General features: G+C 38.0%; 13 protein-coding genes and 3 pseudogenes. 9 read left to right on the top strand and 7 right to left on the bottom strand.

What is annotated here, in order from left to right:
• Window positions 1-260: hypothetical protein (locus tag AC1DOV_RS34120; protein WP_477512955.1), on the bottom strand; the 260-nt coding region annotated here is incomplete at its 3' end.
• Window positions 261-693: 433 nt separating this feature from the next.
• On the opposite strand from AC1DOV_RS34120, the gene AC1DOV_RS34115 reads away from it, so the two are divergent.
• From AC1DOV_RS34115 to AC1DOV_RS34105, 3 genes are all read left to right on the top strand, one after another.
• A complete protein-coding gene (locus AC1DOV_RS34115) occupies window positions 694-828 on the top strand; it encodes a hypothetical protein (RefSeq protein ID WP_477512968.1) in 135 nt (44 codons plus the stop codon).
• A gap of 725 nt (window positions 829-1553) precedes the next feature.
• Complete coding sequence (locus AC1DOV_RS34110; protein WP_477552109.1) at window positions 1554-1703, top strand: hypothetical protein; 150 nt, start codon at window positions 1554-1556, stop codon at window positions 1701-1703.
• Window positions 1704-2211: 508 nt separating this feature from the next.
• Window positions 2212-2406, top strand: coding sequence for a hypothetical protein (locus AC1DOV_RS34105; RefSeq protein WP_477552108.1), 195 nt, complete (start codon window positions 2212-2214; stop codon window positions 2404-2406).
• Between the two features lie 500 nt (window positions 2407-2906).
• Here the strand turns inward: AC1DOV_RS34105 and AC1DOV_RS34100 are convergent.
• From AC1DOV_RS34100 to yjcZ, 3 genes and pseudogenes are all read right to left on the bottom strand, one after another.
• Window positions 2907-3628 (bottom strand): annotated as a pseudogene (locus AC1DOV_RS34100) (DUF2935 domain-containing protein).
• Window positions 3629-4096: 468 nt separating this feature from the next.
• Complete coding sequence (locus AC1DOV_RS34095; protein ID WP_477512966.1) at window positions 4097-4258, bottom strand: hypothetical protein; 162 nt, start codon at window positions 4256-4258, stop codon at window positions 4097-4099.
• Between the two features lie 68 nt (window positions 4259-4326).
• Complete coding sequence (gene yjcZ, locus AC1DOV_RS34090) at window positions 4327-4422, bottom strand: sporulation protein YjcZ (protein ID WP_477512965.1); 96 nt, start codon at window positions 4420-4422, stop codon at window positions 4327-4329.
• A gap of 693 nt (window positions 4423-5115) precedes the next feature.
• On the opposite strand from yjcZ, the gene AC1DOV_RS34085 reads away from it, so the two are divergent.
• Entirely contained in the window at window positions 5116-6018 is a 903-nt protein-coding gene (locus AC1DOV_RS34085; protein ID WP_477552107.1) for a hypothetical protein, read from the top strand.
• Between the two features lie 184 nt (window positions 6019-6202).
• Here the strand turns inward: AC1DOV_RS34085 and AC1DOV_RS34080 are convergent, their stop codons facing one another.
• Both AC1DOV_RS34080 and AC1DOV_RS34075 read right to left on the bottom strand, forming a co-directional pair.
• Window positions 6203-6649, bottom strand: a complete 447-nt coding sequence (locus tag AC1DOV_RS34080; protein ID WP_364150309.1) for a hypothetical protein — start codon at window positions 6647-6649, stop codon at window positions 6203-6205.
• 271 nt (window positions 6650-6920) lie between these two features.
• Complete coding sequence (locus AC1DOV_RS34075) at window positions 6921-7514, bottom strand: hypothetical protein (protein ID WP_477512963.1); 594 nt, start codon at window positions 7512-7514, stop codon at window positions 6921-6923.
• 930 nt (window positions 7515-8444) lie between these two features.
• Between AC1DOV_RS34075 and AC1DOV_RS34070 the strand changes: the two genes are divergently transcribed.
• The 5 genes and pseudogenes from AC1DOV_RS34070 to AC1DOV_RS34050 all read left to right on the top strand — a co-directional run bounded on the left by AC1DOV_RS34070 (window position 8445) and on the right by AC1DOV_RS34050 (window position 11248).
• On the top strand, window positions 8445-8732 hold the full coding sequence (locus AC1DOV_RS34070; RefSeq protein WP_477552106.1) for a hypothetical protein: 288 nt from the start codon (window positions 8445-8447) through the stop codon (window positions 8730-8732).
• A 415-nt stretch (window positions 8733-9147) separates the two neighbouring features.
• Window positions 9148-9470, top strand: a pseudogene (locus tag AC1DOV_RS34065) (aminopeptidase); the annotation flags it as partial.
• Between the two features lie 500 nt (window positions 9471-9970).
• A complete protein-coding gene (locus AC1DOV_RS34060) occupies window positions 9971-10444 on the top strand; it encodes a DUF6597 domain-containing transcriptional factor (RefSeq protein ID WP_477552105.1) in 474 nt (157 codons plus the stop codon).
• Window positions 10445-10482: 38 nt separating this feature from the next.
• Window positions 10483-10764, top strand: a complete 282-nt coding sequence (locus AC1DOV_RS34055) for a hypothetical protein (RefSeq protein WP_477552104.1) — start codon at window positions 10483-10485, stop codon at window positions 10762-10764.
• Window positions 10765-10876: 112 nt separating this feature from the next.
• Entirely contained in the window at window positions 10877-11248 is a 372-nt protein-coding gene (locus AC1DOV_RS34050) for a DUF8051 family protein (protein ID WP_477512960.1), read from the top strand.
• A gap of 443 nt (window positions 11249-11691) precedes the next feature.
• Here the strand turns inward: AC1DOV_RS34050 and AC1DOV_RS34045 are convergent.
• Window positions 11692-12854, bottom strand: a pseudogene (locus tag AC1DOV_RS34045) (SpoVR family protein); the annotation flags it as partial.

The following is a 12854-nucleotide window of genomic DNA, read 5'->3' as shown; positions in this document are numbered from 1 at the left end:
CAGCCCCAATTATTTCTTCTATCGTCTGTTGTCGCATTTGTCCGATAGTTGTTTGCATTCATACCCGTGTTATTTGCTCCATAGCCATCTCCATAGCCATTCATTTGATTAGTGGTTGTGTTGTTTGTTCCATAACTGTTCATACGATTATTATCTGTTGTCATCCTATCTACTTGATTTGATTGTTCCGCGAAGGCAGGGAAACACAGTGCGGATGATAGGATTGTAAAGGCAAATAGCAACGAGTAAATTTTTTTCATATTCACTAATTCTCCTTGTGTTCAAATTTTTTACGTTTATAAGTTTCCCTTACTGAAAAAAAATATTCTGCTTTTAAGTAACTCAATTAATACGATTGTAAGCGATGCGATAATTGCGGTATAAGAGAGCTGAGTCTTGAAAACCGCGACTTATGTATCTGTTGGATGGACGAAGTATCTGGATGAATATAGAAATACATCGAAAAATCCTCGACTGGCTAGGTCGAGGACGTTAAAGGAGTGTTCATTGTAATTATATGCGATTATTCAATAACTGTTCCTGAAATGAACACCTATAGAATAAAAAAGGCCTCCCAGAGGTTTGGGAGGGCTTGAGGGATTTAAATATGGTTGTCATATATTTTATGTACTGAAATCAAAAAGGTGATCATTAGGTGTTTTTAATGAATCGAAGTAATTAAGGGAGGGCAATATGAAAATCAAGGAGCAAATGGAAGCTAAGTGGGACGAGACGGACTCTGTAAAAAAAGAACGGGAAAACCTGTTTGAAAACTTTGAAGCTAACAAAGCTAAAATAGCTGAGTGCACTACGAGGGGGAAATTTTGAAGCTACAGTACTTGTTCCTGAAGCGCCAACAACTAGACGAATTCGACCATACTTCCCCGTCGTTTCTGAAAGTATAGACAGTGTTAAATCTATAAATGAAACATGTATTAGCCTCCTGCAAAAAAGACTTATTGAAGATGGATTCAGAGAACGTCTACAACGTGATAAACTTATTTAAGTTGACGAAGTCTGAATACAGTAATACATGGGAGGATTTAATGAGACGCTTAACAGAAGAAGTACAAACTGGATGCTTCGCTACACTGAAAAATTACAAGAGTACAATTGGGGAATTTGGTACATACTAGACTTTTATAATTACAAATTAGCAGTGACGCGTCTAAAACAATTTGAGGATGCAACGATCCCACGCCCAATAAATGAATGGCACGAAGATAAAGGCGAAGTATTGTGGTTTCATTTCCAATTGAGGAACCACCATATTATGGTTCGCCGCTTGACTCTGATTGGCCTGAATATCACACGCATCTTACGCCGCTTATTATTCCGGAAGAGCCGAATGGTTGAAGCTGAACATTAATACAAATGAATGATATCTAAGCGCGTATATTGTTGAACAATAGAATAATAACATGAAATAAATATTGATAGCGAGTAGACCATATAGGTTTGCTCGCTATTTTCGTATATAAAATATCTCATGTTCACTTTTTGAATTAAAGGTGCTGAAATTCAAAACAAGTAAACTCAAGGAGGTCATCTATATGTACGAACTGAGTAAAATTATTTTTATGGCTATTGTCATTTTAGTTTTAGGTGGCATTGGATATATGTGTCTTCCATCAATAAAAAAACCATCTCCAAAACGTCGTGAGATCCCTGTATTTATGGTCATTAAGAATTACATTAACTGAAGAACATATAGTAGGTCGGAAAATTCCATATAAACATGATGATGGAGAAAAAAATTATGACTTTCATGTTGTACTATGGACAGCTACAGATCCGCAAGCACTAAAGTACAACCCTGAAGAAATAAAGTCTGAGGTATTGAAGGTTTATCAAGATTACCGCAAAAAATATAATCGTGATCTGGATATCACTATATTATAGATTGAATACGGAAGGACATGAAGGGTACTGAGGTACTGCGGATGGCAAGCGGCTGTATCTTGGGAGAATGCCCTTACTGTCGTGAGTTGGTATGGGAAGACAGTTGGACGTTGGATCGATTCGACCGGATATGTTGCGTTGGCTGCCGAAGTAAAGCAGGGGCAAAGGCAGCAATGGAATCGAAGTTTAAAATCATGCAAGAAGCACTCGAAGATTGAATAGCGAGTCAATGATTGCGACTGAAGCGTTATTTAAGGTTAAAGAAATTGACGGATAGCTTTGAATACGAAAGAACATAGGAGGATTCATATGAACGCAAAACAGGAGATTGAAGAAAACAGGATGGTCATAGCATTCCTGGAAGCTGACCTTCTAGCAACTCAGTCGGAAAATCAACAATTAAAAGCGGATATAAAATCGGCATGCGAGTCAAGAGAAATACAAACCCAAAAGCTTCGAGAACTGACAAGTCATTTTAATCTGAATGCAAAGCAAAACGAATAGTTACGAGAGGAATTGAAGCGTCTGCAAGGTATCGAGCAAGCTTTGCAAGATTTCTGCCAACCAAATGCAATGGCTCAGGACGTTTTTGAATGGTAGGTATCTACAACAGGATATCGCTGAGAACAAGACTGAATACGGAAGAACATGGGGAGATGATTTGGCCAATGCAACAGGAGAGATCGTAGAACCACAAAACAGACAATCGATGGAGAGAAGGCGTTGTTAAATGTCCTGCTGTTGGTGATCGAATCTATATCGTTTGGCCGGAGAACGCAGATAACGGATACTCAGCTTATTCTCCACACGCAATAAATGCTTTGCAAATAAGCAAAGGTCAACTCAGAATATTTTAGATGAACATATGAGGTGTGAAAGTAGTATTCTGGTTATCCATATCCAATCAGGTATTAGTAACCTTATTGCATAGTTTTTTTCATTTAACTATTACCGACTGGACATGGGGAAAAATACATAATGGAAATAATTCTACAATTCAAAGATTAAGCAGGTTTACCTGTCAGACTGTTTTCAAACATATCGATTATAACGAGGAAATGTTCTGCTTCTCTGAATACATGATCCGCCAATAACGGATGAATAATACTTTTTATTCGACAGGCTTCAATGAGGTCACGAGCAGTCCTTTTAAAATCACGAAGCGATTTACCCGACACCTTGTTTTGATCAAGAAATTGGTCAAGTAACGGAACCGATTGCGATTGAGGACGCATAGATTCCAAGTCCTTTGCTTGAAATAGTAAGGTATCAAATTCTTGACTAAAATTATTTGCTTGTTCCACTAGCTTCCGTTCGGAAGGATCAAGTAAATGACTGATGAACTTGGCGTGATCAGCCATGATTCTTAAAAAGAAAACATTCTCGTCAATTATTGCATCAGGCAGCGGCTCTAACCGACCAGAATTTAATTCTGACAACCGATTTCTGAAATAATTCGCTTCTCTGCTTACATGATCGACCAACAATGGGAAGTTGTTTGCACCCGGAAGTTGACACGTCAGTATTAAACCAAGTACTTTTCTTTTGAAAGCCCAAATATATTAGACTGCAGTATGCACTTCTTCATTAAATCTTTTAATTACAGCGGGATCTGTTCCAAAGGTAAAGGCATTAGATTTATTTTCGATCGTTTCGAAGATGGCATAGAAATAGACCAAAACCTAACTTCTTCTAGAGAACGAGCGACAAATGACTGATCAAACAATGGCGGAATCCTCCCTCAAAACAGTAATCTTTAAGAGTACTGTATGAATGGAAAACTTTTATTATTCCCTACCCAGGATTTTAATTTAGTAATGGGTGATGAATACTCAGTTTAGGAAAGTGTGAATTGTATTTGAAAGATTTGGATTTAAACACCGTCTGATTACTGAAATGAAAGCAATAATCACCAACAAAGTGAACAATACCAGGATAATAAGCATAGTAGAACCATCAATAATTTCACCCATCAAACACTCGCCTCCCAATATTTAAAAAGCAATGCAGATTTGTGTGGATGACACTTTGGGGTTGGACGTTTGTTCTGCGGTGATTAGTGATCAAATTGAATATTGAAGATTTTGATATGAATTATTAGAACTCAAAAGACCCATAGAATGGGCCTTCTGAATAGATCGTATTTTATTTTTGTAAAAAGGTGAAAGTTGATCGAACTTCAAAATTAATACTCTCAGTAGTTGCAGCCTGTATTGATGCCTTCAACTCTTCTTTCATCTTTTCTATCTTCTCGTCTATCTTCTCTTTTCTCGTTGCGGCCGAGGACGCCACAACTACAAGCAATAATCACTAATAGAATGAAAAGCACCAGAATCGTACCAAGGTTATTGTGCATTATTCAATTTACCTCCTTAAGTCTTAGTGAATTGTAAAAGTTAGCGTACACAGTTTACGTCTATGGGATTAGTAATTGTCATGGTGGCGGAAGACGTTGCAGCTACAAGCGATGATTACTAATAGAATGAAAAGCACCAGAATCGTACCAAGGTTATTGTGCATTATTCACTTCACCTCCCTGTTTTTGACTACCATGTAGAGTATGTATTGATAGAATTGAGTGATTGGATGTTTGTTCCTGAATGATACTAGCCTTATATAAAAGGATAGGACAATAAGTGTGAACGATTTATGAGACAAAGTTGAATGAATATCCAAATACATGAGGGGGATTGAATGTGAACTTCGATTGCACAAATTGCAAAGCGTCATTTGAAATTTTAGATACTGATCACCTGATTGATATCAGTGAGCCAGCTGTTAGGTATTGCCCTATTTGCGGAAAAGAAACTTGTGTAGAGACATGATTGATTATAGGTGCAACTAAGAAATAGGTGGTGTTGGGATGGAAATGATAACGCTTGAGGAATGTTTAGCACCGCCATCGCAGAACAGGAAGGCGGTAATAACAAAACGGGGAATGACATTTGAATGAGCACGCTGTGGTAATATGATGCCTAAGTTATATATAAAGGATTTTCGGAAGGCAAAGGGGTCTTTAAACCAAATTTGCGAATGCAGCTGTAATAACCGTATTATTCAAGGTTTTGGTTATTCATGGTACGACTACGAAGCAGCTCAGGAGAGAGAACGAAAGTACAGAGGATTATGGAAAGAGGAATGGATGGTAAAGCCGGTGCGGTTTGGCCTTTGATTATCTGAATAAGGGGTAAGGGTATTAATGGCCAACAATACGTGTACCAGTATCCTGCGACTTTCTTTCAAAACTTGATGAACGTGAATTTTCTGCTCATCTCCACAAATACGAAAAGTGATCGCCTAAAAGTCCTGAAGATCCTCGTAGACAAGCTCATTAATAACGAAATTGATATACACCTTTATCACTTTGGGCTTTATCTGCTCAATCCGTACGCAGGAGCAAGGCAAAAAGAAGAAGATGCCAAGGCGGCAGGAAAAAGACGATCTGACTTTATGGATACACTGCCACTATATGAACTCAAAGATAACGATTCGTTTATATCCGAAGTTTGGTCTGGTCTGATAGAGCGTCGCTATCCGGATGTTGGGAAAGAGATAGTACGCGTACCACCATTCAATGAAATTAGGATTCTATTTACACCAAACCAATACCAATTTGGTAATCATACTGGATTGTATTACTCAGATGCGGACTGGTTGGAGCCCGTTCCAAGCTATGAACTTAAAGTGAAAAGATGGGTTGGGGAAAAAGATCCGATGATACCACAATCAAAGAAAGAGGGGGTAATCGAGGGATCGATTATACTTGGTCATAGCGGCGAGGGAGGACTTCGACATTTCGTCGGCCGTGAGCCTGTGTATGCAGGCAGTTACATCGAAATTAAATTTGGAGACGGTTGGATTCCTGGTAGGTACGAATGGAGCTTTGAACAAGGCAACCCAATTCGTATTCACTCCTCGCGTCATAGGATACCTTGTTGTAAACTGATTTGCTTGGTGAAAGTTAAAGAATCGCATAACTGCTATTTGTCCATTTATCAACCAATATCCATTTGCTCATTCGGTTTACGCCTTCATATCGATACACTTTCTCTTCTACAAAACAATGAATATCTGTCCCCATTATGTTCCTCTAATTTATTGAGATTTCTCCATTAAAATGTATTCAAGATATTTCCACGTTAGCCTGCCCGTTAGTTCAACAATTGAGATGAACGGTATGGTCCTATGCTGATGTATCCATAAACGTTGATATATAAGCACTTATAGGCATTTACAAAGACAAATAGATAATACTGTGCAATAAAAAAGCGCCCAATTATGGGCGCTTTTTTATAACATGTTATAACGTAATTGAAATAAAGTCACGATCCAGAACGATGTTACCATCTTGCGGTACATCCCCAGCTACTCCGAAATGGTTAACAATAACATTTGAAGTAGCTGAAAGGATGACAACTACTTCATAGTGATCGTTGACACCAGCGAGATTTGTATTGAAAAATCGAAGGGAATTGGCTGGTATGGTAACGGTGTTGTTACCAATTCTTACTGGTGAATTGGTATCCCAATTAAAGACCATAACGGTTGCGGTTATCGGTGAAGATCTCCGATTCATGACTTCGGTATGGGCAAATGTTGTACTCGGATTTTTTTTGAGAACACCTGTGCTTCTAACAGTACCCGAAGTGGTGTTTTTCACCCGAACTTGCTTTTTTAACTGAGTATTCAATTTTTTCTTCATCGCGCTGGTCTTTACTACTCTCTTAGCTGATGTTTTAATTTTCACTATATCATCTCCTATATGGGGAATAATATAGTATATATAAAATTGATAGATTTGTTTGTGCGGTATTACTAGTAGATAAGCACATTTAATAGAATTGAAAAACTTACTTTTCATTGTACATGAGTGGATATCAATACACACTAATAGACAGTATGGTTCGCGAATACGACGGCAGCCATGGACGAGAAATAAAGTCCTAGAAAGCCGCTGCTATCATTGAACTATCATTCCCCGTTAGTGGAACGATAGATTCCATTTTGAAATCGTTATTTTATGAAATCAAGTCTGAACTTTTATGAGGCTCCTCATCTTCATTAAAATAATCTATATAATATCCTTCTGAATCCCAGTAATCTTCATACTCTTTATAAATATCGTTGATATTATTCTTTGGTAACCCACAATTCTCTAATAGCCATTCTCTTATATAATTAATATCCTTATTCTCATCTTCCTTGATGAAATCCATAATTGCGGATTCTTTTGCAGCATTATCTGGGACATAAATAACAAATGAAGCGTTAAAAGTCCTCATAAATCCATAGCTAACATTCCTCAGCAACTGTTGTATCTCATTATCTACTAAAAATCCTTTCCATCTAAAATAATGATGAAAATAACATACTTTCTCTGATAATGTAAGTGATATTCCACAGGGACCTGCCAAGCTATTTGTTCCGTCTGCACTATCAAAACTTGTACGCCACTTCCTCACATTATCCTTTGGATTGAATGGTAAAAGTGTATCAATAAACTCACGAATTAATGGAAATCGAGAACTGTTTTCATTTAAATCATTGCATAACTCTATTATTTCAGTTTTTTTAAGGTTATGTGACATATACGCAGTAAAATTCATTCCCACAGATGACACCACCGAGTAAATGATTAGAGATTGATACTAATAATTTCCGAATACCTAAGGTATTCGAGAAGTAATTACACTAACCTGCCCGTTAGTTTAATAAAATGAGCAGGACACCAAAGCCTGCTCTAATGCAGACAAATATAGTTTGAGAATCATACTTTTTGCAAACTAATTGCTGACTATATATAGAAATGTTAGTGCTATGCTCAATATGAAATTATTCAAGAATAAGCTGGAGGGATTAATGGATAAGTAGTGCAGCCACATTAAAAAGATTTTTTGAGGAAAAGGAATCAGAAAACCGAACTTATTTTATAAAACATAATGGTTCCGTTCATATGATAGAGTATGATTTTTTAATTGATGTAATAATCATGAGCAAAAGAAGATCCTGGGCATCATTGTTCAAATTGATTTTAAAAATGGTGATGTACATCATTTTTTAGAGCATCTGGCTACAGGGTATGTAAAGACCAATTACTAATCAAGATTTCGATGATTATACCGTATCAAAATGTGTGATAAGTAAATGAAACGTACCAAAAATCAAATATATAGTTTTTGAAACGCTTTATTGTGTCTTTTTTATGTGTATCAAAAAGCATGCTTTCTAAAATGGTTAAATGTCCTGTTCAATTTTAACAGTTGAGCATCTCTGGATGTAAAATTCCTAGAAAGACGCTGTTGAATGAAGTTAATGATACTTTTCATGCAAAAGCATTTGTAACAGAAGTTATATAACATGAATCATTCATAACATACTATTTTTACCATCACTTTGTTTTTTGTAATCAAAAAATATCTCAACTAAATACCAATCTTGCTTCAAGTTTTTTATCTTTTAAAAGTATACTTTCAGGAATTACAATAATACTTAACTCATTTTCTCCGATATATAATATTAATTCAATGAGAGGAAGTTGAGAAATGTCTATATCAACAAATAATCAAATTTTTGCTGTTTCTATCATCATTTTTATAATAGTGGTAATAATTCAACACTTGCATGAAATTAGTAAGATTAATGCACCAATCAAGGAAGTAATGGATAAGTTGAATTTAGGGAAAGTAGACGAAACACTGAGATTATATAAAGCTTATATGAGCTTGGCTGAGTCATCCTTTGAGAAATTTAGAATTACTAAGTTAAAATTAAAAACTTATGAAGGAGGTCTTGCACTACAACATACGTTGATCTTATTAGTAAGTTTATAGTGCCATTAATACTAGCTTCATTTACAATCTTTATATCAATTAATGCGAGCCTCCTTGTTTTTGCAAATAGTAATAAAGAGCAAGATTACGAAGGTTATAAAGAGTCGATTGTTCAAATTATCCATAGTTTTAAAACGAGTTCAGAATCATACTCTTCATTTTTTCTTTGTTTTTTATTATTTTTTTTCCTTCTTAACACTTACTTCTTATTAAATTCAAGACGTACAAATATAAAGAATAAACATCTGATAATAATTGAAGAAGTAGAAAAAGCCTGGATAGGTAAACTTAGAGAATACAAAAGAGAAAAATAATTAACGGCCTTACCAGGAGGTAGTCAAGATTTTCTTTATTCCCCTCCAAACAAACTCTATACTCCTAAAGTGTGATGATGCCGTTGTGGCTAAGAAATAGATTGCCGGATACTGATGAAGGTGCATCCTATCTCGGTGAGGTGGCTTTAGTACCGCATGATTCCCCGATCTCCAATTGAACAGAGTACTTTACAATACCGGCATTGACGAGAATGCTTCCTGTCATTTGGCGCTAGGAAGTGCTTATCCTGTTAATATGGAAGGAAGGACGAAACCATCCAGCGAAGAACTTCTGGAGCGGGGCGTTAATGTAAGTCTTACGCATGTTGACTTTATGATCGGCTGCGCAAATCTTGATGTTGATGGCGAACTTCCTGACGGAACCATCGAGCCTGTCTTCCAACAAGGGAATGGGGCTTTCTAGGAGGACTGTTCACTCGACGGCGAATTGTGGTTTTGCACAGCCACGGTTCGCCTCTACCAACATGAAAAAGGACACCTCAGAGGTGTCCTTTTTGCGTTGAGTGGAGTCTCGAGGGGGCGAACCCTGGGTTAAGTCCGCGCGGACTGGAGCGAAGCGTAGAGAGCACGGAGTTTATATCCAACCTCTAATATCGTCAGCGGGGGATAGACATCGTGAGCAAGTAAGATGGAGATATGAACAAGGCCATCACCTCCACCATGGGAAAGCCCGGCCTCATACGGTTAGGACTTTTGTTACACTCAGAATTGTAGACATCAAATTTATTGAGAATTGAAAATCTGTTTGGTTGTTGATATTGTGTTTACAATAAACTAGAAAATTAATAGCGGGTTTTATCGAGACATGTTTTTTCCCCTTGAAATGACCTATGGAATTCGAGTTCAAGGGAAACGTGGACAAAAAGTGGATAATCACCAGTTTTTTAGAAGGAGATGCATACGATGATTCGAACTTTTGAACCAATAAATGCCTTACATAAGATAGTGGGCTATATTTGGGTCGTAGACTTCGACTTTCTCTCTGATGACAACAGAGAAGATATAATTATGCCACTGGGGTATATCAATATCATTTTCAATTATGGGTCTGCCTATAGGCAGGTGGGAGAAGATCAGGAAATGGTGATCCCCAATACGGTTGTGATTGGTCAAATGAAAAGCGTGAAATATGTTCGATACGGACAACAGCTGTATCAAATCGGGATTTCATTAACTCCATTAGGGTTTATACAATTGTTTCATGTGCCCAGCCTCGAATTGGCAGAGCGAATCGTTCAAGCCATCGATGTGGACCCTGATCTAGATGAACTATACCGAATGATGATGAAATCTAGAGATGTGGAGCAACATATCATAACAATCAATCATTATTTGCTGCATAAAATGGCGTTGAATAAGAAGGATACGACCGCATAGAAAAAATGCTTACTTATGTAGAACGAGAATATGAAAACTTGAACATTGTGAGTATGGCAAAATTTTTTGGTATTTCAGTAAGTACGTTGGAGCGTTTCTTCAAAAAACAGATCGGACTGACCCCAAAGGCCTTTGGAGATATTGTGAAGTTCAGAAAACATGTTGAGGATGAAGGATTGAGAAAGGATATGCAGTATCGTTACTATGATCAGTCCCACCTCATCAAAACATCCAAAAGATTTGCAGGCAAAACCGTCAAAGAGTTAGAGAAACTGCCGCATGAATTAACCCTTAGTTATGTATGGCATGGTCAGAAGTAATAAATACCTGATCATAGATGCTGATTTTTTACAATACATGTTTTATCCTTCCTGTTAATCTTGAGACACTAACAAATGAGAGGAAGAGATAACGATGCAGGATATTATGATCATGGCAAGTTTACTAGTGTTTTTAAATGTAACATTATTGGCGATATTGGTTCCGGGAGGACCGATTGAGAATAGAGATTTCTCAAAATTAAAGGGAGGTGTATTTTGGGGGTTTAATCTGTTTCTTATCTTGCTTGGAATTACGTCGTTTATCGCGTGCTATCTCTTGTTGATATCACATCCAAATGCCATTTTAATCACACAAATCATCGCTGTTTCATACTTTATCGTGTACATTATCGACTTAGCGGGTATCTTTCCAAAATCACCGACTAAAATGTCTAAGCCACTTGCGCTGTTCGAAGTCATTAACGCATCCATGGCTGTATTCCTCTTCCTCTTTGTGACGGCGATTGTGCACATCGGTTCGTGAGGGCAGGAACTGTGTATGTTGTTTTTACGGTTTAGCAACGTCCGAAATAGCATTCGACTATTTAGTTGATAAAGGTAGGCTTTGTTTATTCAGATAAGCCATAGGTGCAAGCAGCTGTAATATTTAGCAGACGAGAGTATATCTTCAGATGTTCTTATTCAAGCCTAAATGCTTTAACATATTGAAGATAGCTTTCCTATAATAGAGAAATTTCTATTATCTGACCCAAATTATAGCCGGTTCGGAGCGATACTAGGGTGACATCAAAACTGTGACTACACCCGTAGAAACCTATGTTGCGTTATCTTCGGACAGGAATCCGATCCCCTTCGCCCCCTCTGTCCGAAAAATAGAAAACCCGATCGAATGAGATCGGGTTTTTTGTATTAGCATTATACATGATAGCTCTTTAATGCTGAGTTAAGAAACAATATCCGTATAAATTAAACAAACTTCCGACTCGTCTTCTTCCCATCACAGCTGAACACAATCTTCTTATCCTCAACAAACGTCTCCAGGTGAACGTTTTTCCCCCAAAGCTGAACGACATGAGGCAGCGTACGCTCCACATACTTCAGATTGAGCTCCATCCCTTCATACTCATGAATAAGATAAAGCTCACCCACACGATTAAAATCCCCATCCTTAACCATCAAACTAGGGAAACCACCGTTTACTTTTGAATAAACTAGCTGATCGCGAATTTTCTCCCACGACTTATCGGTAATTTTCCACTCAGGGCCTTTTTTCTCGAAAATGTACAAATCAAGATCATTAACCAGATCCTTCGTTAGATAGTTGCGGATGAACGAAATATCTGAATCGAGCTCGCGTACCTCGAACATTTTTTCTCTGCCCTTGCCGGGGACGCGTCCGAAGCGTGCTTGTTCTTCCTTCGTTGGATTATTGAAACGGCGTTCGATATCCTCGAATATTTTCAAGCCCAAATAATAGGGATTTAAGGTGTGCCGGGAAGGCTGCACGACAGAGGAGTTTAGCTTAGCGAACTCAATCGTTTCATCGCTAGTTAGATCAAGCTCGCGTATGATTCGCTGATGCCAGTAGGAGGCCCAGCCTTCGTTCATTATCTTGGTCTCGATTTGCGGCCAGAAATAGAGCATCTCATCGCGAAGCATAGATAGAATGTCGCGCTGCCAATCCTCCAGAGTAGGGGAGTATTCCTCAATAAACCAGATGAGATCTTTTTCTGGCCGTGGCGGAAATCGCTTGGCGTCAGCGGCCTGTGATTGAGCGGCTGATGCGGCAAAGCTGTCCGATCCGGGTCCAGATTCCACAAATCATCATAAGAGGAAGAAGGGATATTCCACTCCGAGCGCTCGCTGTCCTTTTGCACCATTTCGATATAACGTTTCTTATCCAATTGATATGGCTTAATGAGCGTCGGATCGACATGCTCTTGAATGGCAAGGATCGCATCGATAAACTTCTCGACCGCCTCCGTGCCATGATCCATTTCATATTGATGAATACGATCCGCTGTAGCAGACATGCTCTCGACCATATTGCGATTGGTTACACCAAAGCGAGCGTTGTTTTTGAAAAAATCACAGTGAGCGAGCACATGGGCGACGATGAGTTTATTTTG

Source organism: Paenibacillus sp. 01T47 (assembly GCF_056398245.1).
Note: the sequence above shows the minus strand (reverse complement) of the source record. Positions and strands in the feature narration are given on the sequence as shown.